The 23403-nt window shown below is 70.4% G+C and carries 18 protein-coding genes; 15 read left to right on the forward strand and 3 right to left on the reverse strand.

The genetic code is table 11. The features are described 5' to 3' along the window. Positions 1-99: 99 nt before the first annotated feature. Positions 100-3822 (reverse strand): indolepyruvate ferredoxin oxidoreductase family protein, encoded by a 3723-nt coding sequence (locus tag FHR66_RS14410; RefSeq protein WP_160964706.1) that lies wholly within the window; start codon positions 3820-3822, stop codon positions 100-102. A 190-nt stretch (positions 3823-4012) separates the two neighbouring features. Between FHR66_RS14410 and FHR66_RS14415 the strand changes: the two genes are divergently transcribed. Both FHR66_RS14415 and FHR66_RS14420 read left to right on the forward strand, forming a co-directional pair. After that, entirely contained in the window at positions 4013-4624 is a 612-nt protein-coding gene (locus FHR66_RS14415; RefSeq protein WP_160964823.1) for a tetratricopeptide repeat protein, read from the forward strand. 659 nt (positions 4625-5283) lie between these two features. Next, positions 5284-6198 carry an AEC family transporter gene (locus tag FHR66_RS14420; protein WP_160964821.1) on the forward strand — a complete coding sequence of 305 codons (915 nt, stop codon included), beginning with the start codon at positions 5284-5286 and terminating at the stop codon, positions 6196-6198. A gap of 217 nt (positions 6199-6415) precedes the next feature. Here FHR66_RS14420 and FHR66_RS14425 read toward each other — a convergent pair whose 3' ends face one another. After that, on the reverse strand, positions 6416-7909 hold the full coding sequence (locus FHR66_RS14425) for an AAA family ATPase (protein ID WP_160964704.1): 1494 nt from the start codon (positions 7907-7909) through the stop codon (positions 6416-6418). Positions 7910-8036: 127 nt separating this feature from the next. Here FHR66_RS14425 and FHR66_RS14430 point away from each other — a divergent pair, with 127 nt between their 5' ends. From FHR66_RS14430 to FHR66_RS14470, 9 genes are all read left to right on the forward strand, one after another. Next, the gene (locus FHR66_RS14430) at positions 8037-8669 is read left to right on the forward strand and encodes a ParA family protein (RefSeq protein ID WP_017913046.1); all 633 of its coding nucleotides are present in this window, start codon (positions 8037-8039) and stop codon (positions 8667-8669) included. 15 nt (positions 8670-8684) lie between these two features. Beyond that, positions 8685-9161, forward strand: coding sequence for a SixA phosphatase family protein (locus FHR66_RS14435; RefSeq protein ID WP_010340932.1), 477 nt, complete (start codon positions 8685-8687; stop codon positions 9159-9161). Positions 9162-9244: 83 nt separating this feature from the next. After that, a complete protein-coding gene (locus FHR66_RS14440) occupies positions 9245-9784 on the forward strand; it encodes a YceI family protein (RefSeq protein ID WP_425612935.1) in 540 nt (179 codons plus the stop codon). 11 nt (positions 9785-9795) lie between these two features. Further along, positions 9796-11790, forward strand: a complete 1995-nt coding sequence (locus FHR66_RS14445; protein WP_160964819.1) for a phospholipase D family protein — start codon at positions 9796-9798, stop codon at positions 11788-11790. A 170-nt stretch (positions 11791-11960) separates the two neighbouring features. After that, positions 11961-12380 (forward strand): hotdog fold thioesterase, encoded by a 420-nt coding sequence (locus FHR66_RS14450; RefSeq protein WP_160964700.1) that lies wholly within the window; start codon positions 11961-11963, stop codon positions 12378-12380. 113 nt (positions 12381-12493) lie between these two features. Then, entirely contained in the window at positions 12494-13288 is a 795-nt protein-coding gene (locus FHR66_RS14455; RefSeq protein ID WP_160964698.1) for a lysophospholipid acyltransferase family protein, read from the forward strand. Positions 13289-13355: 67 nt separating this feature from the next. Next, a complete protein-coding gene (locus FHR66_RS14460) occupies positions 13356-14348 on the forward strand; it encodes a YheT family hydrolase (protein WP_160964696.1) in 993 nt (330 codons plus the stop codon). Positions 14349-14700: 352 nt separating this feature from the next. Next, positions 14701-16776: a tetratricopeptide repeat protein gene (locus FHR66_RS14465; protein ID WP_160964694.1), complete on the forward strand. Its 2076-nt coding sequence runs from the start codon at positions 14701-14703 to the stop codon at positions 16774-16776. Positions 16777-16796: 20 nt separating this feature from the next. After that, positions 16797-17408, forward strand: coding sequence for a YbhB/YbcL family Raf kinase inhibitor-like protein (locus FHR66_RS14470; protein WP_160964692.1), 612 nt, complete (start codon positions 16797-16799; stop codon positions 17406-17408). A gap of 76 nt (positions 17409-17484) precedes the next feature. On the opposite strand, the gene FHR66_RS14475 is transcribed toward FHR66_RS14470, so the two are convergent. Continuing rightward, positions 17485-18276, reverse strand: a complete 792-nt coding sequence (locus FHR66_RS14475) for an undecaprenyl-diphosphate phosphatase (protein WP_048491647.1) — start codon at positions 18274-18276, stop codon at positions 17485-17487. 225 nt (positions 18277-18501) lie between these two features. Between FHR66_RS14475 and glnA the strand changes: the two genes are divergently transcribed. From glnA to FHR66_RS14495, 4 genes are all read left to right on the forward strand, one after another. Further along, positions 18502-19911: a type I glutamate--ammonia ligase gene (gene glnA / locus FHR66_RS14480; RefSeq protein ID WP_160964690.1), complete on the forward strand. Its 1410-nt coding sequence runs from the start codon at positions 18502-18504 to the stop codon at positions 19909-19911. A gap of 325 nt (positions 19912-20236) precedes the next feature. Further along, positions 20237-20575, forward strand: coding sequence for a P-II family nitrogen regulator (locus FHR66_RS14485; protein ID WP_160962503.1), 339 nt, complete (start codon positions 20237-20239; stop codon positions 20573-20575). Between the two features lie 19 nt (positions 20576-20594). Then, on the forward strand, positions 20595-22034 hold the full coding sequence (gene amt, locus FHR66_RS14490; protein ID WP_160964688.1) for an ammonium transporter: 1440 nt from the start codon (positions 20595-20597) through the stop codon (positions 22032-22034). Between the two features lie 328 nt (positions 22035-22362). After that, a complete protein-coding gene (locus FHR66_RS14495; protein ID WP_425612893.1) occupies positions 22363-23400 on the forward strand; it encodes a two-component system sensor histidine kinase NtrB in 1038 nt (345 codons plus the stop codon). The last annotated feature ends 3 nt before the right edge of the window (positions 23401-23403 follow it).

Here is a 23403-nt window from a genome sequence, read left to right on the forward strand (position 1 = left end):
AGCGTTGCAGGCGCGGCTTGGGCCACGCCGCGTTCCGTCGATCGCCTTCGGTGCCGCTGCTGCGACGCCGCCTCACGGTGGCGGCGCTGCGCCTCCCGCTCAGGCCGCCTGCACGATATGCAGCGCTTTCGGATTGCGCCAGGTCGCCAGCAGCCGCGCTTCGCGCTGCTTGGCTTCGTGCAGGTGCGCTTCCTTGACGTGGCCGTAGCCGCGGATGTGCTCCGGGATGCTGGCGATCTGCACCGCCAGCGCCAGGTTGTCCGCCTGCAGCCGCTGCAGCAGTTCGTCCACGGTGGCGACGTAGTCCACGATCAGCTGCCGTTCGCCGCGCCGCTCGGCGCTATAGCCGAACACGTCGAAGGTGCCGCCACGCAGGCGGCGCAGCTTGGCCAGCCACTGGAACGCGGTGAACATCCATGGGCCGTACTCGCGCTTGCGCAGCCGACCTTGCTCGTCCTTGCTCGCCAGCAGCGGCGGCGCCAGGTGGAAGCGCACGCGGTAGTCGCCTTCGAACTGCGCCTGCAACTGCTGAGCGAATGCGCCGCTGGTGTACAGCCGCGCCACTTCGTATTCGTCCTTGTAGGCCATCAGCTTGAACGCGTAGCGCGCCACCGCTTCGGTCAGCGCGGTCGAGGCCGGGGCCACGCGCTGCTCGGCGGCGCGCACGCGCTCCACCAGCGCGGTGTAGCGCGCGGCGTAGGCGGCGTCCTGGTAGTCGACCAGGAAGGCATGGCGACGCGCGATCAGCTCGTGCAGCGAGCGCGACAGGCGGCTGTCGTCCAGCGACGCGTACCCGGCCTCGCTGCTGTCGGCGCCAGCCGGCAGTTCGCGCGCCGGACGTGGATTGGATGGATTGCGCGGCGCGGCGCTGGCGCCGGCTTCGTGGCCTTCCCACTCGCCCGGCGGCAGCTGCTGCAGGCCCAGAGCGTGGCGTTCGTGCTCGTCCGCGGCAGGATCGGTGAGGCCGGCGGCACGCCGTACCGCCGGCAGGTCCAGCGCCGCCAGGCGGCCCCAGGCAAAGGCCTGCTGGTTCATCGCCACGGCCGCGCCGTTGAGTTCGATCGCGCGCATCAGCGCCGCGTGCGACAGCGGCACCAGCCCCTGCTGCCAGGCGTAGCCGAGCATGAACAGGTTGCTGGCGATGGCGTCGCCGAGCAGCGCGGTGGCCAGCTGCGTGGCGTCGAGCAGCAGTGGGTCGCGCCCGCCCAGCGCCAAGCGCACGCCGGCAATGATCTCGGCGGCGGGGAACTGCATGTCGGCATGCGTGGTGAAGGTGCCGGGCATCGCCTCGTAGGTGTTCAGCACCACCTGCGAGCGGTCGCCGCGCACCTTGGACAGCGCCCAGTAGTCGTTGACCACCACCATGTCGCAACCCAGCACCAGGTCGGCCTCGCCGGCGGCGATGCGCACCGCGTGCAGGTCCTCCGGTTGCCGCGCCAGGCGGATATGCGTGGTGACCGCGCCGCCCTTCTGCGCCAGGCCGGTCTGGTCGAGCACGCTGGCGCCCTTGCCCTCCAGGTGCCCGGCCATGCCCAGCAGCGCGCCGATGGTGACCACGCCGGTGCCGCCGACGCCGGTGATGAGGATGTTCCAGGGCTGGCTCAGGTCGCTGCGGAAGGTCGGCGCCGGCAGCTGTTCGAGCAGTGCCGCGGCGTCGGCCTTGCGGCCCTTGCGCGGCTGCCCGCCGTGCACGGTGACGAAGCTGGGGCAGAACCCGGACACGCAGGAGTAGTCCTTGTTGCAGCTGGACTGGTCGATCTGGCGCTTGCGTCCGTATTCGGTCTCCTTGGGCAGCACCGACACGCAGAAGCTCTTCTCGCCGCAATCGCCGCAGCCTTCGCAGACCAGCGAATTGACCAGCACGCGCTTGGGCGGATCGGCCAGCTTGCCGCGCTTGCGCCGGCGCCGCTTCTCGGTGGCGCAGGTCTGGTCGTAGATCAGCACGCTGGTGCCCTTGACCTCGCGCAGGCGCCGCTGCACCGCGTCCAGTTCGCTGCGGTCGTGGAAGTCCACGTCGCTGGGGAACAGCTCGCGGCGCCGCGTCCACTTGCCGATGTCGTCGCTGACCAGGGCGATGGTGTGCACGCCCTCGGCGCGCATCTGCCGGGCGATGTCGGGCACGCTGAGGGTGCCGTCCACCGGCTGCCCGCCGGTCATCGCCACCGCGTCGTTGTAGAGGATCTTGTAGGTGATGTTGACGCCGGCGGCGATCGACTGGCGGATCGCCAGCGAGCCGCTGTGGAAATAGGTGCCGTCGCCCAGGTTCTGGAACACGTGCGGGGTGTCGGTGAACGGCGCCTGCCCGGCCCAGGTGACGCCTTCGCCGCCCATGTGGGTGAAGGTGTCGGTGGCGCGGTCCATCCACGTCACCATGTAGTGGCAGCCGATGCCGCCGAGCGCGCGCGAGCCCTCCGGTACCACCGTGGAGGTGTTGTGCGGGCAGCCGGAGCAGTAGTGCGGCACGCGCGGGAAGTTGGCGCGCGGCAACGCCATCTCCGCTTCCTTGGCCTCCATCCAGCGCAGCCGCTGTTCGATCGAGTCGGTGTCGAGCGCCGTGGCCTGGGTCAGGCGCAGGATGCGCTTGCCGATCACCCCGGCGATGGTGGCCGGGGTCAGCTCGCCGGTGGACGGCAGAATCCATTCGCCGGCCTCGTCGTACTTGCCGACGATGCTCGGGCGCGGGCCGGCGCTGGCCGGCCAGTTGTAGAACTGCTCCTTCATCTGCCGCTCGATGAAGGCTTTCTTCTCCTCCACCACGACGATGTCCTGCAGCCCGCGTGCGAACGCGGCGATGCCCAGCGGCTCCAGCGGCCAGGTCATGCCGACCTTGTACACGCGGATGCCGATGCGCGCGCAGGCGTCCGCGTCCAGGCCCAGGTATTCCAGCGCCTGCAGCACGTCCAGGTAGCTCTTGCCGGTGGTGACGATGCCCAGCCGCGCCTGCGGCGCGTCCATCACCGTGCGGTCGATGCCGTTGGCGCGGGCGAAGGCCTGCGCCGCACGCACGGCATAACGATGCAGGCGCATTTCCTGGTCCAGCGGCGGATCCGGCCAGCGGATGTTGAGACCGCCGGGCGGCAGGTCGAAATCCTCCGGCAGCACGATCTGCCGCGCGAACGGGTCCACCTCCACCGAGGCCGAGGATTCCACCGTCTCGGCGATGGTCTTGAAGCCGATCCAGCGCCCGGTGTAGCGGCTCATCGCCCAGCCGAGCAGGCCCATGTCGAGGATGTCCTGCACCCCGGCCGGATTGAGCACCGGCATCATCGCGCTGACGAACTCGTCCTCCGAGCCGTGCGGCAGGGTCGAACTGCGGCAGGCGTGGTCGTCGGCGGCCAGCGCCAGCACGCCGCCGTGGCGCGAGGTGCCGGCGGCGTTGCCGTGCTTGAACACGTCCCCGCAGCGGTCCACGCCGGGGCCCTTGCCGTACCACATGGCGTACACGCCATCCACGCGTGCGCCGGGGAACAGGTTGGTCTGCTGCGTGCCCCAGACCATGGTCGCGCCCAGATCCTCGTTGAGCCCGGGCTTGAACACCACCTTGGCCGCGTCCAGATGCTTGCGCGCGCGCCACAGTTCCAGGTCGAAACCGCCCAGCGGGCTGCCACGGTAGCCGCTGACGAAGCCGCCGGTGTTCAGTCCGGCGGCGCGGTCGCGCAGTTGCTGCATCAGCGGCAGCCGTACCAGCGCCTGCACGCCGGACAGGTAGATGCGGCCGTCGGTGCGGGTGTACTTGTCTTCCAGCGTATAGCCGGTATCCACACCGTCGGTGGTCGCGGCGGCAAGGGAGGACGACGGACGCGGATCGGCGATGCGGTTCATGGCTTGCCCGGAGATGGAAGGCTGGCGGGCGCGCAGCGCCTGCCGCGCGCGATCGCCCCGATTGTATCAGTGGCGATTTTTGCGCTCGTTCTCGTCCGTGCCGGCGCGGGCGGGGTAGGATGGGACCCGGGTGAGGGGATCACTCCAGGGGATTGCAGCAGTGAAGGCATACACATACGCAGTGGCCGCGATGCTGGCCTGCATCGGTCTGGCCACCGCGGCCACCGTGCGGGCGCAGGCATTGCCGGCACCCAAAGAGTTCTATTTCGACGAAGACCGCAGCACCACGCGTCCGGTGACCGCCATCGCCGGCAGCGGCGATGCCCTGGTCGATCGCCTGGCCAGCACCGTGCAGCGCAATCCCGACGCCCACGAGGCGCGTGCGCAGCTGGCCGGCATCGCCATGGCCGGCGGCCGCCGCGAACTGGGCGAACAGCTGTACCAGGCGGCGCTGCATGGACTGCCCGCCGGCATGCAGCGGCGCCAGGTGCAATGGAACTACGGGTGGGACCTGCTGCGCGCCGGCGACCCGGGGCGCGCGTTGAGCGAGTGGAGCGCCCTGGTCAACGGCCGCCCGGCAGCGCCGGATTGGATCCCGCCGACCCTGGCGCTGGCCTTGTGGCGGTTGCAGCGCAAGGACGAGGCGGTGAAGTGGTACGCCGCGGCGGCGCGCACCTGGCCGGACAAATGGGGCGCCGGCGCCGATTTCGCCGCGTTGCTGCCGACCTGGCGCGACGACGAGCGCGCCACCCTGGCCGAGGTGCAGGCCGCCTGGAAGGCAGCGCCGCCGGCCTGGCCCTGAGACACGCGCGTCCAAGGAGCGCGGCGCGACCGGCGCAATCCTTGGCGCTGGTCGTGGCCGATCGTACAGGGCAACGTGTTGTCGCTCCCACAGGGGCTTGCGGCGAGTTCGCCGGGTGCAGTGTGGGAGGGACTTCAGTCCCGACGCATTGCGCCATCGGAAAGCGCGCCGCTTCGCGGGTCGCCGCTGCATGACAGTTGACTCCCGCATGGAGAGCCCGCCTGCCGCGAAGCGCAAGGTAGGCGCGGCTTCGGTGGCTGCATCGGCGCTCGCAGGATGCAGATCGCGTCAGGCGCCGGTCGCGGCTGAAGCTGCTTGCATCTATGGTTGTCCACGCCCAGCGCTGCATGGCGTGTGTCGTGGTTGATCGCGCTGGAGACGGCGTCATCGCTCCTGCAGGGACATGCGGCCGGCCGTCGGACGCAAGGTGGGCGTGGCATCGGCAGCGGCCGCATATAGATGCCGCGTGCGGGACGTGTCGGTCGCCGCCCGAGTCGCTGCTCCGGCTACTCGCGCCGGATCCTTGCCTGTCGTTGCCGGCCAGCGTGTGGCCAGGCCGCCACCGAGGCCTGGGTCGCTCGCCCTGCGCGACGCCTCGGCGGCCCACGCGCGCATGCCATGCGATGATGCCGCGTACCCGATGATGTCGTGCTGTGCCGATGGCTTTCGATGCGTTCGCCCTGATGTTGGTCATGCTCGCGCTCGGCAAGCTGTTCGCGCGCCAGCGCGTGCTGCCGGCCAACACCACCGAGGTGCTCAACGGGGTGGTGCTGTACCTGTGCCTGCCCGCCTCGGTGCTGATCTACGTGCCGCGCCTGCAGTTCAACCTGGAACTGCTCGGATTGATGCTGACGCCGTGGCTGCTGACCGGCGTGAGCGCGCTGGCGATGCTGGCCTTGCGCGGGCCGTTGCGGCTGCGCCGCGACCAGCAGGCGGTGCTGCTGCTGTGCGTGGCGCTGGGCAATTCCAGCTTCATCGGCTACCCGATGGTGCGCGCGCTGCTCGGCGAGGCGGCCTTGCCGTATGCGGTGGTCTACGATCAGTTCGGCACCTTCGTGCTGCTGTCCAGCTTCGGCCTGTACGTACTGGCGCGCTACAGCGGCGAGGCGCCGCCGTCACCGCGGCAGACGATGTTGCGCATGGCGCGGTTCCCGCCGCTGTGGGCGCTGTTGTTCGCGCTGACCCTGATGCCGGCGCAGCCGCCAGCGTGGATCGCCTCCGGTCTGCAGCACCTGGCCGACGCGATGCTGCCGCTGGTGATGCTGGCGGTGGGGTTCTCGATCCAGTTGCGGCTGCCGCGCGAGGAACTGGCGCCGTTGGCCGCCGGCCTGCTGTTGAAGCTGCTGGTGCTGCCGGCCCTGGCCTGGCCGCTGTCGTGGGCGCTGGGCCTGCGCGGGCAGGCGCTGCAGGCCAACGTGCTGGAATCGGCGATGCCGACCATGATCACCGCCGCGCTGCTGGCGATCTCGCATCGCCTGGCGCCGCGCCTGGCCGCCGCCCTGGTCGGCTACGGCATCCTGCTGTCGCTGGTCACTTTGCCGGCGTGGGCGTGGTTGCTGGGGGCGTTGCGGTAGCGGCGATGGCACGTCTCGCTGCAAGGTGTCGGGGCTGAAGGCGGCGCCTCGATCTGCATTGCGCGCGCGTCCGTACCCTCATCCGCCCCTTCGGGGCACCTTCCCCCGGGGGGAGAAGGAGAAGCATAAGCCCCTCTCCCCCCGGGAGAGGGGTTGGGGTGAGGGTCGGGCGCAGCCTCGTACAGCGGCATCGCCTGATCTCGCCCGCCGCCCGCAGCTAATCCGCCGGCACCGTGCGCCCGCTGGCCCAGCTGCGCAGCGCCTGCACCTGTTCGGCCATCAGGACCGACAGCGGCCGGGTATTGCGGATCTCCTGCATCAGCAGTTCGGTGTCCAGCGGTCGCTGTTCGGCGTGCGCGGCGTACAGCCCGGAGACGATCGCCTGCTCGATCTCGGCGCCGGAGAATCCATCGGCCGCGGCAGCCAGCGCCGACAGCGCGAACGCGTCCGCATGCAGCTGTCGCCGGGTCAGGTGCAGACGCAACAGCTCCACCCGGGCCTGCGCATCGGGCAGGTCGACGAAGAAGGTCTCGTCGAAGCGGCCCTTGCGCAGTAGTTCCGCCGGCAGCTCGTGCACCTGGTTGGCGGTGGCGACGATGAACACGCCGGCGCTGCCGTCGGCGTTGCCGCGTTCGGCCATCCAGGTCAGCAGCGTGCCGAGCACGCGCCGCGACACGCCGCCGTCCTCGCCGCCGCTGGCCAGGCCTTTTTCGATTTCGTCCATCCACAGCACGCACGGCGCCAGTTGCTCGACCGCGGCCAGCGCGTCGCGCAGGTTCTTCTCGGTCTCGCCGTGGTACTTGGCGTACAGCGCGCCCATGTCCAGGCGCAGCAGCGGCACGCCGAACCCGGCCGCGGTGGCCTTGGCCAGCATCGACTTGCCGCAGCCCTGCACGCCGAGCAGCAGCACGCCCTTGGGCGGGTCCAGCCCTGGCGGCGCGGTACCGGCGAATACCGCGCGGCGCTGCGCGATCCACTGCTTGAGCCGGCGCGCGCCGGCCACGTCCTCGAAGCGCGTGGCGTCGTTGTCGTACTGCAGGTGGCCGCTGCGGTTGAGCAGTTCGAACTTGAGCTTGGCCAGTTGCGGCAGGTCGGATGCGGTGAGCGCGCCGTCGGCGTAGATCAGTTGCCGGGCGATGCGCCGCGCATCGATCAGGCTGAGCCCGCGCAGGTTGCGCAGGATCTGCTTGACCGCGTCGCCGTCGACCTCGACCCGGCGTCCGCCGAACTCGCGCGCATAGCCCTGCGCCTCCTCCTGCACCATCTTCAGCAGCGCGTTGGCGTCGGGCAGGCGCGGATTGAAGCGGGTCGCCAGCGCCTCGAGTTCGGGCGGCAGTTCGATCCGCGTGCCGATCAGCACCAGCACGTGCGGCTGGCAGTGGCGGCGCTCGACGATGTCGCGCAGCAGGCGCTGGTGGCTGGCGTAGCCCAGGTACGGGGTGACGTCGAGCAGCAGGTAGATGCCGCGCTGATCGGCCTGCTTGATCGCCTGCAGCACCGCGCTGGCGTCCGGCGGCCCGCTCGGCGGGTCCTCGCGGTCCAGGTCGATGCGGCGCAGGCCCTCGGTGATCGACCAGCGGTGCAGGGCGCGCCAGACCTGGATCAGCGCCTGCCGGAACAGATCGACGATGCGCGCTTCTTCCTGCGTCTCGATCACGATCAGGGGCGTGTTGGCGCGGATCAGCGCGACCAGGTCCTGCAGCTCGCTCATGGCGTCGGTGGGGGAGAGGGGCCGCCACGATAGCAAGCCCGGCGTCGGCCGGCGTGCTGCACGTTGACTACCGGCTGACGGAGGGCCGGTGTACGCTGCGGCCTCTTCCCCCGGAAGCGAGGCGTGCATGAAGACGATCCTGGTGGCCGGCTCCAAGGGCGGCGTGGGCAAGACCACCGTCGCCACGCACCTGGCGGCGTCCTATGCGCTGGCGGGCAAGCGCACGGTGCTGGCCGATGCCGATCCGCAAGGCTCCTCGACCCGCTGGGCCGAACGCCGCGCCGGCCTGGACAGCGCGGTGCTGCCGATCGACGCCAGCCGCAAGCGCAGCTGGCGCGCGGCGCTGCCGGACGACGCGCAGCGGGTGATCGTCGACGCCGCCGCCGGCGCCATGGCCGAGGATCTGACCCATTTCCTCGACGAGGCCGACGCGGTGGTGGTGCCGGTGATGCCCTCGGCGCTGGACATCGAGGCCACCGTCGGTTTCCTCAACACCCTGGCCAAGGTGCCGCGGGTGCATCAACGCAAGCTGCCGGTCGGGCTGGTGCTCAATCGCAGCAAGCCCTGGACCAATGCCACCCAGCAGGCGCTGCAGATGCTTGCCGAATGGCCCTATCCGGTGGTGGCGCAACTGCGCGACAGCCAGGCCTACGTGGTGCTGGTGGGGCTGGGCCGCAGCCTGTTCGATTACCACTCCGTCCAGGTCCGCGACCATCAGCAGGACTGGGAACCGTTGCTCAAGTGGCTCAAGAAGGCCTGACCGATGACCATCGTTTTGCGAGAAGTGATCCTGCTGCGCCATGCCCACGCCGAACCGGCCGACACCGGCCAGGCCGATTTCGACCGGCCGCTGTCGCCGCACGGCCTGGCCGAGGCCGAGGCGGCCGGGCGCTGGCTGCTGGAACAGCGGCTGGTGCCGGACCGGGTGCTGTGTTCGCCGGCGCGGCGCGCGCGCGAGACCCTGGAGGCGGTGCTGGAGTTGACCGGTTACGTCGAGCAGCGTCTGGAGCCGCGCATCTACGAGGCCACCTCTGGCACCCTGGCCGACCTGCTGGACGGCCACCGCGACGTCGAGCGGCTGTTGCTGGTCGGTCACAATCCGGGCCTGGAGCGGCTGGCGGCGCTGATGCACAGCGGCCAGTCCGGCGACTACCGTGGCATGCCTACCGCCAGCGTCGCCGTGCTCGGGGTGCCGCACGACGCGGCGATCGAGCCGGGCGTGGCGCGGTTGACCGCGTTCTGGTGGCCCTGAGGCCGCTGCGCAGGTCCTTGCGGCCGGCGCTGTGCGCCGCGCTGCTGCCGTTGTGTCTGTTGTGCGCCATCGGCCATGCGCAGGTGGCGTCTGTGCCTGCGATTGCGCCGCTGGCGCCCGGCGAGTACGCCCTGGACCCGGCGCAATCGCGCTTCGGGTTCGAGATCCGTACCCGCTTCGGGCAGCGCATCGAAGGCTTCTTCCCGCGCTACGAGGGCACCGTGCACGTGCTGGCCGATGGCCGCCACCAGGTGCACCTGCGCCTGTTCACCGCCTACGTGGAAATCCCCGGCAAGCCGCGCTACACCGGCTGGATGCGCGGCGAGGATTTCTTCGACGCGCCGCGCTACCCGACCGTGTCCTTCGACTCGCAGCCGTTCTCGCCGCAGGTGCTGGGCAAGGGCGGACCGATCCCCGGCACGCTGAGCATCCGCGGGGTCAGCCACGCCGAGACGCTGACCGTCATGCCGGCCGCATGCACCCGTCCAGGCTATGATTGCGATGTCATCAGCCGCGGTACGGTATTGCGTGGACGTTACGGAATGGACAAGTGGGACCTGGCCTTGAGCGACCGGGTCACGTTCGTGCTGCGCGCACGCCTGACCGAGGCGGCAACTCGGTGACATCGCGGCTGATGCGGGTGCTGGTGGTGGTGGCGCTGCTGCTCGGCAGTGGCTGCGCGAGCCTGTCGCAGGCGCAGCACGGCCGTGCCGTGGCGATCGCCGAGGCCGCGCGCGACCGCCAGGTCGATTGCACGCGCAGCGACCATTGCGCGTTGGCCTCGCCGCTGCGCGGGCTGGCCGGCAAGGCCTTCGCCCAATCCGGCGACGCCGCCCCGCGCCACTACGCCACCATCCTCGACCACGGCGAAGAGGCCTTGGTGGCGCGGGTCAACCTGATCCGCAGCGCCAGCCGCAGCATCGACCTGCAGACCTACATCTTCGACAAGGACGACAGCGCGCGGCTGGTGATGGACGAATTGCTGGCCGCGGCGCGGCGCGGCGTGCAGGTGCGGGTGCTGATCGACCAGCTCTCGGCGATCTCCGACCTGCAGATCCTCGGCGCGCTGGCCGGCGCGCACGAGAACTTCTCGCTGCGCATCTACAACCCCACCTTCGGCCTGGCCAAGCCCAACTATTTCCACTACGCCGCCAGCGTGCTGTGCTGCTTCCGCCGCTTCAACCAGCGCATGCACAACAAGCTGCTGGTGATCGACGATGCGATCGGCGTGGTCGGCGGGCGCAACTACCAGGACGACTATTTCGACTGGGACGCCGAGTACAACTTCCGCGACCGCGACGTGCTGGTCGCCGGCCCGGTGGCGCGGTCGATGGCCGCCAACTTCGACGCCTATTGGGCGGCCCGGCGCAGCGTGCCGGTGGCGCGGCTCAACGACGTCGGCAAGCTGCTGCTGCGCGAGGGCGTGCCGGCGATGCCGCCGGCGCGGTTCCTGCGCCCGGAGCGGGTGCAGCGGGTCAGCGAGGAGGCGTCCGATCCGGCTTTCGTGGAGAACGCCTTCGTGCTGCCGGCGTTGCCGGTCAGGCATGTGGACTATGTCGCCGACCTGCCGCAGAAGCACCGCCGCGAACACGGCCCCAAGGCCATCTCCACCGCGCCCAAGCTCGACCGGCTGATCGCCGAGGCGCGCGAGGAGATCATCCTGCAGACGCCGTACCTGGTGCTGTCGGACCCGGCGCAGGAAATCTTCCGCGACCTGCGCAAGCGCACCCCGCCGCCACGCGTGGTGGTGGCCACCAACAGCCTGGCGGCCACCGACAACCCGGTGGTGTACGCGTTGTCCTACAAGTACAAGCGCCGCAACCTGCGCGAGCTGGGCTTCGACATCTACGAGTACAAGCCGTTCCCGCTGGACGCGCCGGTGGACTACGCCAACCTGCTGCCGGCGCCGCTGCAGGGCGAACTGCCGTCCGCGCCGGCCAGCGGCGAGAGCGGTGGCGATGCCGGCGGCGGCCGCAACAGCCTGCTGGGCGGCAGCGCCGCCGGGCGCAGTTCGCTGCTCGGCAGCGGCAGTGGCGGGCCATCCGGCGATCGCGCCGACGGCAGCCAGGTCGAGCGCCGCGTGCTGCGCACCGAAACCCGCCCGTCCTACCTGAGCCGGCGCATCGCCAACCGGCCGCTGCCGGTGACCCGCGAGGGCGCGCGCATGGGCCTGCATGCCAAGTCGCTGGTGGTGGACCGCCGCGTCGGCGTGATCGGCACCCACAACTTCGACCCGCGCAGCGAGACCTACAACACCGAGGGCGCGGTGATCGTCGACGATCCGGCGTTCGCGCAGGCGCTGGCGGCCAGCATCGGCCGCGACATCGAGCCGGAGAACTCCTGGGTGGTGGCGCCGCGGGTCAAGCCGCCGGTGCTGTCGGGCCTGAACTACAGCATGGGCAAGGTCTCCGAGGCGCTGCCGGTGCTGGACTTCTGGCCGTGGCGCTACGCCACCGACTACGAGTTCCAGCCCGGCCCCGACTGCCCGGCGCCGCTGACCCGGCGCGACCCGGGCTTCCACCGCTGCTACAGCGCGGTCGGCGACTTCCCCGAGGTCAACGTCGGCCCCAAGTGGCTGCTGGTGCGCATGTTGACCGCGTTCGGCTCGGGGCTTGTGCCGATTCTTTGAGGGGCGGGGATGATCAGCCATTCGGCTGCTGAAAAGCCGGGGAGTCGGGATTGGGGATTCGTAAAAGCGCATCCCTGCGACCGGATGTCTCGTCTTGGCGCGATAATGTCCGTGCCGGGGATGCCGCTCTTGCCAATCCCCACTCCCGAATCCCCAATCCCGGCCTCCCAATGTCCTTTCGCGAACCTGCCGATCTCGCCGTCCTCAACGCCGATTGCCGCGACACCCTGATCGCGCACCTGGGCATCGTCTTCACCGAGGCCGGGCCGGACTGGCTGCGGGCGACGATGCCGGTGGATGCGCGTACGCGGCAGCCGTACGGGCTGCTGCACGGCGGCGCGTCGGTGGTGCTGGCCGAGAGCCTGGGCAGCACCGCCGGCAACCTGTGCGTGGAGCCGGGACGCATCTGCGTGGGCCTGGAGATCAACGCCAACCACCTGCGCAGCGCGCGCAGCGGCGTGGTCACCGGCACCGCCCGGCCGCTGCACGTGGGCCGGACCACCCAGGTGTGGGAAATCCACATCGAGGACGCGGCTGGCAAGCCGGTGTGCGTGTCGCGATTGACCCTGGCGGTGGTCGACCGCGGCTGAGCCCGGTCCCGGGCTGAACCGTGCCTCGGCGGGCGCGGACGACATGTCTGCGGCGGCGTCTTCGGGCTGACACAATTGTCCGCTAGGCCCCTGCTTCCGGTACCCTTGTCCGAATGAGCGAGTTCTCCCCACCCGCCACGCGCCAATACGGTGGGGCGCTGCGCTGGGTCCGTTACGGCTACCGCGTGCCGCTGCTGGCGTTGCACGTGCTGTTGTCGCTGCCGTTCCTGCTGGTGTGCATGGCGCTGTCGCCCGGCCGCGCCGGCACCGAGTCTTTCGGCGACCGCATGGTCTGCTGGTGGTCGACCTGGCTGCTGCGCATCTTCGGCCTGCGCGTGCGCCGCATCGGCGCGCCGCTGCCCAATCCGGTGCTGTTCGTCGCCAACCACGTCAGCTGGATCGACATCGTGATGCTGCACAGCCAGCGCATGATGGGCTTCGTCGCCAAGCGCGAGATCGCCGGCTGGCCGTTGGTCGGCTGGCTGGCCGCGCGCGGGCAGACCATCTTCCACCAGCGGGGCAGCACCGAGTCGCTGGGCGGGGTGTTGCAGGCGATGCTGGAGCGGCTGCGCTCCGGATGCTCGGTCGGCGTGTTCCCGGAAGGGCGCACCCGCGGCGGCCAGGACGTCGGGCCGTTCCATGCGCGCATCTTCCAGGCCGCGGTCGAGGCCGAGGTCGCGGTGCAGCCGGTGGCCCTGCGCTACGGCGCCGGCGGTGAGGCGCAGCAGATCGTCGCGTTCGGACCGCACGAGAGCTTCTTCGCCAACTTCCTGCGCCTGCTCGGCGAGCCGGCGCGGGTGGCCGAGGTGCATTTCCTGGAGCCGATCCGGCTGCAGGACGTGGAAGGGCGCCGGCGCATCGCCGAGATCTCGCGCGCGCGTATCGTCACGGCGATGGCACAACCCTGAACACCGGGATACCGGTCGCACACCGCCTGACCGATTACTCCAGTCGGCGGGTGCAAGCTCGCTCCCCATGAACGCGACCGATTACTCCCCCCCACGCTGGCTGCGCAACCCGCACGTCCAATCGGTACTGGGTTCCAGCCTGCTGCGCGTGCGCCGTGGCGAGCAGCTGCTCGCCGCTAGCGGCGCCACCACCACCTCGCACATCCTCGACGGCGGCGACGGCGTGCGCCTGCAGGGCTGGCTGAGCGTGCCGGCCGGCGCCGCGCCGCGTGGCACCGTGCTGCTGCTGCACGGCTGGGAAGGCAGCGCCGATTCCAGCTACATGCGCCTGACCGCGGCGAAGATGCTGGCGCTCGGCTACCAGGTGTTCCGGCTCAACTTCCGCGACCACGGCGGCACCCACCACCTCAACGTGGACCTGTTCCACTCCGAGCGCCTGGACGAAGTGGTCAACGCCGCCTGCGACCTGTGGCAGCGCTTCCCCGCGCCGACCCTGCTCGCGGCCGGCTACTCGCTGGGCGGCAACTTCGCCCTGCGCCTGGCGCTACGCGCGCCGGCGGCGGGGCTGCCACTGCAGCACGTGGCCGCGGTGTGTCCGTTGCTGGACCCGGCCACCACCATGCAGCGCATCGAGAACGGCCCGCAGTTCTACGACTGGTATTTCCGCCGCAAGTGGCGGGAATCGCTGCTGCGCAAGCGCGAACTGTTCCCCGACCGCCACGGCTACGACGACGCCACCCTGGCGCTGGACATGCGCGGCCTGATGGCCTGGCTGGCCGAGCGTCATGCCGGCTTCGCCAGCCTGGATGCCTACTTCGACAGTTACTGCATCGCCGGCGAGCGCCTGCTCGGGCTGAGCGTGCCGGCCGACATCCTGATGGCCGAGGACGATCCGGTGATCCCGCTGGACGACTTCCGCAACTGGCGCCTGCCTGAGGTAGCCCGGCTGGAGATCGCGCACTGGGGCGGGCATTGCGGCTTCATCGAGAACGCGCGCGGCGACGGCTTCGCCGAACGCTGGGTGGCCGAGCGGCTGACCGAGGGGCTGGTGGAAGCCTAGCCAGCGTCACGGGATCGCCTGGCGGGTGAGCTTATTCGCTCCCCCGCGGCGGTCTTGGAGCGGCGTTTCGGGCGGGCAGGCGTGTGCCACCGTGCGGATGCACCGAGCGGCGATGATCCTCTCGCGGCTGCATGCATCCATGGTGCGGTCTTGCGCGGCGCGAGGGTCTGGTGCCGCATGCTTGGCAGCGCGCAGGCCATGCGCCGTGCGCGTCGCCGATCGTGGTGCCTTCCTGCGCGCAGCACCTCGCTACGCGATCGATCCGCAACCGGTCCGGCGCGCCGTAGGCGCCACCGCAGTGCCGCCGGGCGCTCCCGCTACAATGCGGGTTTGCCCCGAAAGCCGGACCCACATGCACCAGCCCATTCTCGACGCCCTGCGCCGCCAGGACACCGCCGACGCGCTGCGTCTCGCCCAGACCTGGGCCGCCGAGGCCGGCGACGACCCGCAGGCTCTCCGCTGGCTGGCGCTGGCGCAACAGCAGCATGGCGACACCGCCGCCGCCCTGGACAGCATCGGCCGCGCGATCGCGCTGGCGCCGGAAGACGCCAGCCTGCACCTGCTGCATGCCGGCATGCTGGTCAGCGCTAACGACCTGGCCCAGGCCGAGGACGCGCTGGCGCAGACCGCGGCGCTGGATCCCAACGAATTCCTCGCCTACGTGATGCGCGCGCACCTGGCGCTGGGCCGCGGCGACCTGGACGAAGTGGAGCGGCTGAGCCGCACTGCCGCGCGCCTGCAGCCGGAGCATCCGCAGTTGCTCGGCGTGGACGGCATGCTGGCGCTGCGCCGCGGCGATGCCGACCGCGCGCTGGCGCTGCTCTCGCGCGCCAGCAATGCGCTGCCGGACGATCCGCGCCTGCTCTACGCGCTGGGCTTCGCCTACCTGGACAAGCAGCATTTCGCGTTCGCCGAAACCGCGTTCCGCCGTGTCGCCGCGCTTACCCCGGGCACCAGTGCGGCGATGATGGCGCTGGTCGCGCAGCTGGCCTACCGCCAGGGCCGCCTGGACGATGCGATCACCGCGCTGGAAGCGGTGCTGGCCGCTCCGGCCGGCGACACCGCCAACATGCGCCGGCTGGCCGGCGAGTACGCCTTGCAGGCCGACCGCCCGGCCGAGGCGCTGGAGCATCTGCGCCGGACCCTGGCAGTGGCACCGGCCGACCGCCGCACCCTGCACGCCGCGCTGATCGCCTGGCAGCGGCTGGGCACGCTCGACGATGCCCGCGCCACCCTGGAAGCGGCGCTGGCCACCACCACCGACGCCCACGACCTGTGGCTGGCGCGGCTGGCCCTGGAGCCGGTGGGCGGCCCCGAGGCGCGCGCGCTGATCGCGCGCTGGCAGGCGGCGATGCCGGCGCACGTGCCGGCGCTGGAAGCGCAGCTGCGCGTGCACGACATGGCCGGCGAGCGCGACCAGGGCGAGGCCGTGGCGCAGCGCATCGTGGCGCTGGAACCGGGCCGGCTCAGCGGCGAGGAACGCCTGGTCGAGGCGCTGCTGGAGCGCGGCGAGCACGATGCCGCCATCGACCACGTGCGCGGCCTGATGCAGCGCCTGCCCGAACGCGACCGCACCGTGGTGCGGCCGTGGCTGGCGGCGGTGCAGGATGCGGCCGGGCGCCCGGAGGAGGCGCTGGCGACCTGGCTGGCCTTCCAGCAGGAACAACTGCCGCACCGGCTGCCGCTGCCGCCGTTGGGCCAGGCCCCGGCGCAGTGGCCGCCGCTGGGCGCGGTCGACCCGCAGAACCAGGCGCGCCCGCTGTTCGTCTGGGGTGCGCCGGGCAGCGGCGTGGAGCGGGTGATCGCGGTGATCGACGCGGCCAGCCCGGTGCTGCGCGGCGACCGCTTCGGCCCGCAGCCGCCGACCGACGGCCTGCAGCGCTTCCGCAGCGTCGAGGAACTGGACAGCGGCGCCCTCGACGGTGCGGCGCTGGTCGCCGAGTGGCGCGCGCAGCTGCCGGCGCGCGGCGTCGGCGACGGCAACATCGTCGACTGGCTGCTGTGGTGGGACAACGCGCTGCTGCGCGCGCTGCGCCCGCACCTGCCGGAAGGGCGCCTGCTGATCGTGCTGCGCGATCCGCGCGACATGCTGCTGGACTGGCTGGCCAACGGCGCCCCGGCCCCGCTGGGCCTGGCCTCGCCGGAGACCGGTGCGCAGTGGCTGGCGGCGGTGCTGGCACAGGTCGCCGACCTGCACGAACAGGATCTGTATCCGCACCATCTGGTGCGCCTGGACGGGACCGAGCACGATCCGGCCGGCGTGGCGGCGGCGCTGCAGGACGCGTTCGGCGTACCGTTCCCGGCCATTGCCTCGGTCGGCCCGCCGCGCCTGGACGCCGGCCACTGGCGTGCCTACGCCGCACCGCTGGCCGCCGCGTTCGCGTTGCTGACGCCGGTCGCGGTCCGCCTTGGCTACCCTGAAACCTGATCCCCCAAGGAGTTCTTCGCATGCGTCTTCGCAGTGACAGCCTGCAGCCGGGTCAGCCCATCGCCGCGACCTACGCGATGGGCCAGGCCGACGGCTTCGGCGGCAACCGCAATCCCCACCTGGCCTGGGACGCGGTGCCGGCCGGCACCCAGTCCTTCGTGCTGCTGTGCGTCGATCCGGACGTGCCGACCGTGGCCGAGATGGTCGGCCGCGACGACGTGCAGATCCCGGTCGAGCAGCCGCGCACCGAATTCGTGCATTGGGTGGCGGTGGACCTGCCGGCCGACCTGCGTGAAATTGCCGAGGGCAGCGCCAGCGACGGCGTGGTGGCCAAGGGCAAGCAGCAACCGCCTGGCCTGGCTGGCGCGCGCCAGGGACTGAACAGCTACACCGACTGGTTCGCCGGCGACGCGGCGATGGGCGGGGACTACTACGGCTACGACGGCCCGTATCCGCCGGCCAACGACCTGCGCGTGCACCGCTACTTCTTCCGCCTGTTCGCCCTGGACGTGGCGCGACTGGACGTCCCGGCGCGCTTCACCGCCGCCGACGCACTGCGCGCCATGCAGGGCCATGTGCTGGCCGAAGCCAGCCTGCACGGCACCTACAACCTCAATCCAGCGGCGAAGTAAGCCGCAAAGCCCCTCTCCCGCCGGGAGAGGGGTGGGGTGAGGGTACGGGGCGCGAAGCGCCTCGCCGACCTAGCCCTTACGCCGCCGGCAACCACAGCAGCAGCGCCGTGCCCAGCACGATGCGGTACACCGCGAACGCGGTGAAGCGGTGCGACTTGATGTAGCCCAGCAGCCACTTCACCACCACGAAGCCGGTGACCATCGAGGCGACGAAGGCCAGCGCCACGTCGCCCCAGTTCTCGCTGCCCAGCCCGCCGTCCTTGTACAGCTCCAGGAACGAGTAGGCGCTGGCCGCGAACATGGTCGGGATGCCGACCAGGAAAGCGAACTCGGCCGCGGCCGAGCGCTTGCTCAGGCCCAGCAGCATCGCCAGGAAGATCGTCGCCGCCGACCGCGAGGTGCCGGGGAACACGCCCGCCACCACCTGCGCTAGGCCGACCGCGATGGCCACCGTCCAGGTCACCGTCTCGCGCTCGGGCAGACGCGCGGCGAAGTACTCGGCCACCAGCATCCACACGCCGCCGATCACCAGCGCCCAGGCCACCGGCTCCACGCTGTCCGGTAGCTGCCAGCCGGCCTTGCGCACCACCAGGCCGACCACCGCGGTCACCAGGAAGGCGGCGCCCAGCTTGAACGCATAGTCGCGGTTGGCGCGGTCGCCCAGGCCGGTGGCCAGGTCCCACAGGCGCTGCCGGAACACCAGGGTGGTGGCCAGGATCGCGCCGGCCTGGATCACGATGTTGAAGAAGTCCGAACGGTGGCCGAGCCAGCGCTCGGCGATCAACAGGTGCCCGGTGCTGGAGATGGGCAGGAATTCGGTCAGGCCTTCGATGATGCCCAGCAGCAGGGCCGACAACAGATCGCTCATGGAGGGGAGGGTCGCGTTTTGGGGGAGGGGAAGCTGCGCAAGGATAGAGCATCCGCCTTGCGCACAATTTTGGTGCGTTCAGCTGTGAATGCACCACTGCGGTGCAGTGCATTTGCGTCGTTCGCGTGCACGCTTCAGCAGAATCAAAGGCTTGTGAGTGCCACACGCTTGGCATGGCGATTGCTGATACTTGCCCACGCCCTTCACAACCCGAGGTTGCATCGAATGTCTGCGGAAACTATTGAGAAGCTGGTCAAGGACAACAAGATCGAGTTCGTCGATCTGCGTTTCGTCGACATGCGCGGCGTGCAGCAGCACGTCACCTTCCCGGTCAGCATCATCGAGCCGGCGCTGTTCGAGGAAGGCAAGATGTTCGACGGCAGCTCGATCGCCGGCTGGAAGGGCATCAACGAATCGGACATGGTCCTGCTGCCCGACGCCGACACCGCCTTCGTCGATCCGTTCATGGCCGATCCGACCCTGGTGCTGACCTGCGACATCCTCGACCCGGCCACCATGCAGAGCTACGGCCGCGACCCGCGCGGCGTGGCCAAGCGCGCCGAGGCCTACCTGAAGTCCAGCGGCATCGCCGACCAGGCGTTCTTCGGCCCGGAGCCGGAATTCTTCATCTTCGACGGCGTGCGCTTCGGCAACGAAATGGGCCACACCTTCTTCAAGATCGACTCGGAAGAGGCGGCCTGGAGCAGCGGCAGCAAGATCGAAGGCGGCAACAGCGGCTACCGCCCGGCGGTCAAGGGCGGCTACTTTCCGGTGCCGCCGACCGATTCGCTGCAGGACCTGCGCGCCGAGATGTGCAAGACCCTGGAGCAGGTCGGCATCGAAGTCGAAGTGCACCACCACGAAGTGGCCACCGCCGGCCAGTGCGAGATCGGCACCAAGTTCAACTCGCTGGTGAAGAAGGCCGACGAGCTGATGATGATGAAGTACATCATCAAGAACGTCGCCTACCGCAACGGCAAGACCGCGACCTTCATGCCCAAGCCGATCGTCGGCGACAACGGCTCGGGCATGCACGTGCACCAGTCGCTGGCCAAGGGCGGCACCAACCTGTTCTCCGGCGACGGCTACGGCGGCCTGTCGCAGATGGCGCTGTGGTACATCGGCGGCATCTTCAAGCACGCCAAGGCGATCAACGCCTTCACCAACTCCGGTACCAACAGCTACAAGCGCCTGGTGCCGGGCTTCGAGGCGCCGGTGATGCTGGCCTACTCGGCGCGCAACCGTTCGGCCTCGTGCCGCATTCCGTGGGTGTCCAACCCGAAGGCGCGCCGCATCGAGATCCGCTTCCCGGATCCGCTGCAGTCCGGCTACCTGACCTTCGCCGCGCTGATGATGGCCGGCCTGGACGGCATCAAGAACCAGATCGATCCGGGCGCGCCCAGCGACAAGGATCTGTACGACCTGCCGCCGGAAGAGGAGAAGCAGATCCCGCAGGTGTGCTCCAGCCTCGACCAGGCGCTGGAAGCGCTGGATGCCGACCGTGAGTTCCTCAAGGCCGGCGGCGTGTTCAGCGACGACTTCATCGACGGCTACATCGCGCTGAAGATGCAGGAAGTGACCAAGTTCCGCGCGGCCACGCACCCGCTGGAATACCAGCTGTACTACGCCAACTGAGTTCCACGCGCGGCGATGGCGAAGGCTTCCCCTCCCTCCTTCGCCATCGCCGCCACCTGCCCGGCTGGGGAGCCGCGCCGGTGGTCCGCGCCCGCCATCGCGTCATCGATTTTCCAGGGGATGTACCGCGCAACAGAGCGCTTGCGTGCCGTGGGCCACGTTCCCTCCCACGTCGCCGTCGCCGCCGCACCTCGGGTGCGGTGGGCCACGGCGTGATCCACGGAACGCATCGCGCAGCAGCACCCGCGCCGTTCGCGGCGCGGTCGATGGGCCCAGTGCCGGTCGGCCTTCGGCGGCCGGTTCCTTCCACCAACGGGGTATGCGCATGAAACTGATCACCGCCATCATCCGGCCATTCAAGCTCGACGAGGTCCGCGAGGCCTTGTCGCAGGCTGGGGTGTCCGGCATCACCGTCACCGAGGTCAAGGGCTTCGGTCGGCAGAAGGGCCACACCGAGTTGTATCGCGGTGCCGAATACGTCGTCGACTTCCTGCCCAAGATCAAGATCGAGACCGTGGTGACCGACGAGCGTCTGGACGCCGTGGTCGAGGCGATCCAGGGCGCGGCCGGCACCGGCAAGATCGGCGACGGCAAGATCTTCGTCACCGCGATCGAACAGGTCATCCGCATCCGTACCGGCGAAATCGGCGCCGATGCGCTCTAACCCCACCTTGGAGCCCTTCATGAAGACAGGTCTGTTCGCCGGGTGGAAGGCCCGGTTCTACGCGGTATGCATGCTGATGCTGGTCAGCGCGATGGCGGTCGGCGTGCCCGGCAACGCCTTCGCCCAGGCCGAAGTCAGCCCGGCGCCGACGCCGGATGTGGTCACCGAACAACTGACGCCGCCGCCCGCGCCGGCCGCCGCGCCGGCACCGGCTGCGGCCGCGCCGGTGGTGGACAAGGGCGACGTCGCCTGGATGCTCACGTCCACGCTGCTGGTGCTGCTGATGGTGGTGCCCGGCCTGGCGTTGTTCTACGGCGGCATGGTCCGCGCCAAGAACGTGCTGTCGGTGCTGATCCAGGTCGGCGTGGTGTTCTCGCTGATCGCGGTGCTGTGGGTGGTGTACGGCTATAGCCTGGCATTCGCCGACGGCGGTCCGTTCATCGGCACGCTGCACAAGGCGCTGCTCACCGGCGTCGACACCACCACGCTGGCCGACACCTTCTCCAAGGGCTTCAAGCTGCCGGAGTACGTGTTCGTCGCCTTCCAGCTGACCTTCGCCGGCATTACCGGCGCGCTGATCGTCGGCGCCTTCGCCGAGCGGGTGAAGTTCGCCGCGGTGCTGCTGTTCGTGGTCATCTGGTTCACCTTCGGCTATCTGCCGCTGGCGCACATGGTGTGGTCGGCCCCGGGCTTCCTGTTCGGCAAGGGCGCGCTGGATTTCGCCGGCGGCACCGTGGTCCACATCAACGCCGGCGTGGCCGGCCTGGTCGGTTCCTACTTCGTCGGCAAGCGCCTGGGCTTCGGCCACACCGCGCTGAAGCCGCACAACGTGACGCTGACCTTCGTCGGCGCTTCGCTGCTGTGGGTGGGCTGGTTCGGCTTCAACGCCGGCTCGGCGCTGGAAGCCAACGCCACCGCGGCGCTGGCCTTCCTCAACACCCTGCTGGCCACCGCCGCGGCGGTGCTGGCGTGGTCGCTGACGGAGAAGGTGGTCAAGGGCAAGTCCTCGGCGCTGGGCGTGGCCTCGGGCATGGTCGCCGGCCTGGTCGGCATCACCCCGGCCGCCGGCACCGTGGGGCCGTTCGGCGCCATCGCGATCGGCGTGGCCGCCGGCGTGATCTGCGTGTGGGGCGTGACCGGGCTGAAGAAGCTGCTCAATGCCGACGACACCCTGGACGTGTTCGGGGTGCACGGCGTCGGCGGCATCGTCGGCGCGATCCTCACCGGCGTGTTCACCGACAAGGCGCTGGGCGGCATGGGCTACGCCGAGGGCGTGACCATGGGCCATCAGGTGCTGGTGCAGGCCGAAGGCGTGCTGATCACCGTCGGCTGGATCGGCGTGGTCTCGGTGGTCGGCTTCCTGATCGCAAAGCTGGTGATCGGCCTGCGCGTGCCGGAAGACGCCGAGCGCGAGGGTCTGGACATCACCTCGCATGGCGAATCGGCCTACGAGTCCTGAGGTTCGCCGGCCCGCGACGGCGGTCGCGGGCCTTGTCGCAGTGCGTGCGGCCGGCCCTGGCGGCCGGCCCTCGCAACCGCGGCCTTCGCCGGCGCTTCCTGGGGGGAAGCGCCGGCCATTCTCCAGCGATCGAGGTATTCCGCGTGGCCATTTGCCTCGCCACAGCCCCCTGTTGTCGCAACACCGCTCTCTGCGGCGCGGTCCAAGGCCGAGCAGTACCGCCAGCCGGCGCGGGAGCGTCCATACGCCGCGCCGTCCGCATGGACAGGGTGCGCGCCATGCGCCGCTCGCCCGTGCCGCCTGCCAGGCTTTGCACTACATTGGTGCAATGGCCATGAACATCACGCCGCCCCCTCTTTCCGCGCTCGGCACTCCGGTGGTCTGGGCCGATACCGACGGCCGCCTGCGCGGCGCCAATCCCGCCTTCGCACGCTGGCTCGGGGTCAGCGTGCGGCGCCTGCTCGACCAGCCGCTGGCCTCGCTGGAAGTGCAGGGCGATGCGCTGGCGCGGTTTCTGCGCAACGACGAACGCGACGTGCTGCGCCTGCATCGCATGGCCCTGGCCGTGCCCGGCGAGCCCCCACGCTTCGCCGAGGGCTGGCTGTCGCGGCTGGACGATGGCGGCTGGCTGTTGGAAGCGCATCCGGTCGACGAATTCCCCACGCTGGATCCGGCGCAGGCCCTGCCGAACGCGCTCAGCGCGGCGCTCAAGGGCCTGGCCCACGAACTGCGCAATCCGCTGGCCGGGCTCAAGGGGGCGGCGCAATTGCTGGCACGCCGCGCCCAGCACCGCGACGAGGACGAGCGCGAACTGATCGAGCTGATCGGCGCCGAGATCGAGCGCCTCAACAGCCTGCTCGACCAGTTGCTGTCGCCGGCGCCGGCGCGGCCGCACGCCATGCTCAACATCCATGCGGTGCTGGAACGGGTGCTGCGCCTGGCCGAGAACGAAGGCGGCTGGTCGGTGCGCCTGCAGCGCGACTACGACCCCAGCATCCCCGAATTCCTGGGCGATGCCGACCGCCTCACCCAGGCGGTGTGGAACCTGGTGCGCAACGCGATCCAGGCCGGCGCCGCCCAGGTCACCCTGCGCACCCGCGTCGAGCACGGCCAGCGCATCCGCGACCGCGTGCATGCGCGCGGCCTGCGCCTGGAGATCGTCGACGACGGCCGCGGCGTGCCCGAGGAACTGGCCGAACACCTGTTCCTGCCGCTGGTCAGCGGCCGCGCCGAGGGCAGCGGCCTGGGCCTGGCGCTGGCCCAGCAGGTGGCGCGCGAGCATGCCGGCTCGCTGACCTACCGCTCCCGCCCCGGCCACACCGTGTTCACCCTGCTGCTGCCGCAGCGCGCAGCGGACACCGATTAGGAG

Source organism: Xanthomonas sp. F4, from assembly GCF_011761895.1.

Excerpts from the sequence above, each read along its gene's own strand:
- FHR66_RS14425 (WP_160964704.1), bottom strand. The coding sequence starts at position 7,909 with ATGAGCGAGCTGCAGGACCTGGTCGCGCTGATCCGCGCCAACACGCCC.
- FHR66_RS14470 (WP_160964692.1), top strand. The coding sequence starts at position 16,797 with ATGCGTCTTCGCAGTGACAGCCTGCAGCCGGGTCAGCCCATCGCCGCG.
- FHR66_RS14485 (WP_160962503.1), top strand. The coding sequence starts at position 20,237 with ATGAAACTGATCACCGCCATCATCCGGCCATTCAAGCTCGACGAGGTC.
- glnA (WP_160964690.1), top strand. The coding sequence starts at position 18,502 with ATGTCTGCGGAAACTATTGAGAAGCTGGTCAAGGACAACAAGATCGAG.
- FHR66_RS14495 (WP_425612893.1), top strand. The coding sequence starts at position 22,363 with ATGGCCATGAACATCACGCCGCCCCCTCTTTCCGCGCTCGGCACTCCG.
- FHR66_RS14455 (WP_160964698.1), top strand. The coding sequence starts at position 12,494 with ATGAGCGAGTTCTCCCCACCCGCCACGCGCCAATACGGTGGGGCGCTG.
- FHR66_RS14465 (WP_160964694.1), top strand. The coding sequence starts at position 14,701 with ATGCACCAGCCCATTCTCGACGCCCTGCGCCGCCAGGACACCGCCGAC.
- FHR66_RS14460 (WP_160964696.1), top strand. The coding sequence starts at position 13,356 with ATGAACGCGACCGATTACTCCCCCCCACGCTGGCTGCGCAACCCGCAC.
- FHR66_RS14475 (WP_048491647.1), bottom strand. The coding sequence starts at position 18,276 with ATGAGCGATCTGTTGTCGGCCCTGCTGCTGGGCATCATCGAAGGCCTG.
- FHR66_RS14420 (WP_160964821.1), top strand. The coding sequence starts at position 5,284 with ATGGCTTTCGATGCGTTCGCCCTGATGTTGGTCATGCTCGCGCTCGGC.
- FHR66_RS14415 (WP_160964823.1), top strand. The coding sequence starts at position 4,013 with ATGCTGGCCTGCATCGGTCTGGCCACCGCGGCCACCGTGCGGGCGCAG.
- FHR66_RS14410 (WP_160964706.1), bottom strand. The coding sequence starts at position 3,822 with ATGAACCGCATCGCCGATCCGCGTCCGTCGTCCTCCCTTGCCGCCGCG.
- amt (WP_160964688.1), top strand. The coding sequence starts at position 20,595 with ATGAAGACAGGTCTGTTCGCCGGGTGGAAGGCCCGGTTCTACGCGGTA.
- FHR66_RS14450 (WP_160964700.1), top strand. The coding sequence starts at position 11,961 with ATGTCCTTTCGCGAACCTGCCGATCTCGCCGTCCTCAACGCCGATTGC.
- FHR66_RS14430 (WP_017913046.1), top strand. The coding sequence starts at position 8,037 with ATGAAGACGATCCTGGTGGCCGGCTCCAAGGGCGGCGTGGGCAAGACC.
- FHR66_RS14445 (WP_160964819.1), top strand. The coding sequence starts at position 9,796 with ATGCGGGTGCTGGTGGTGGTGGCGCTGCTGCTCGGCAGTGGCTGCGCG.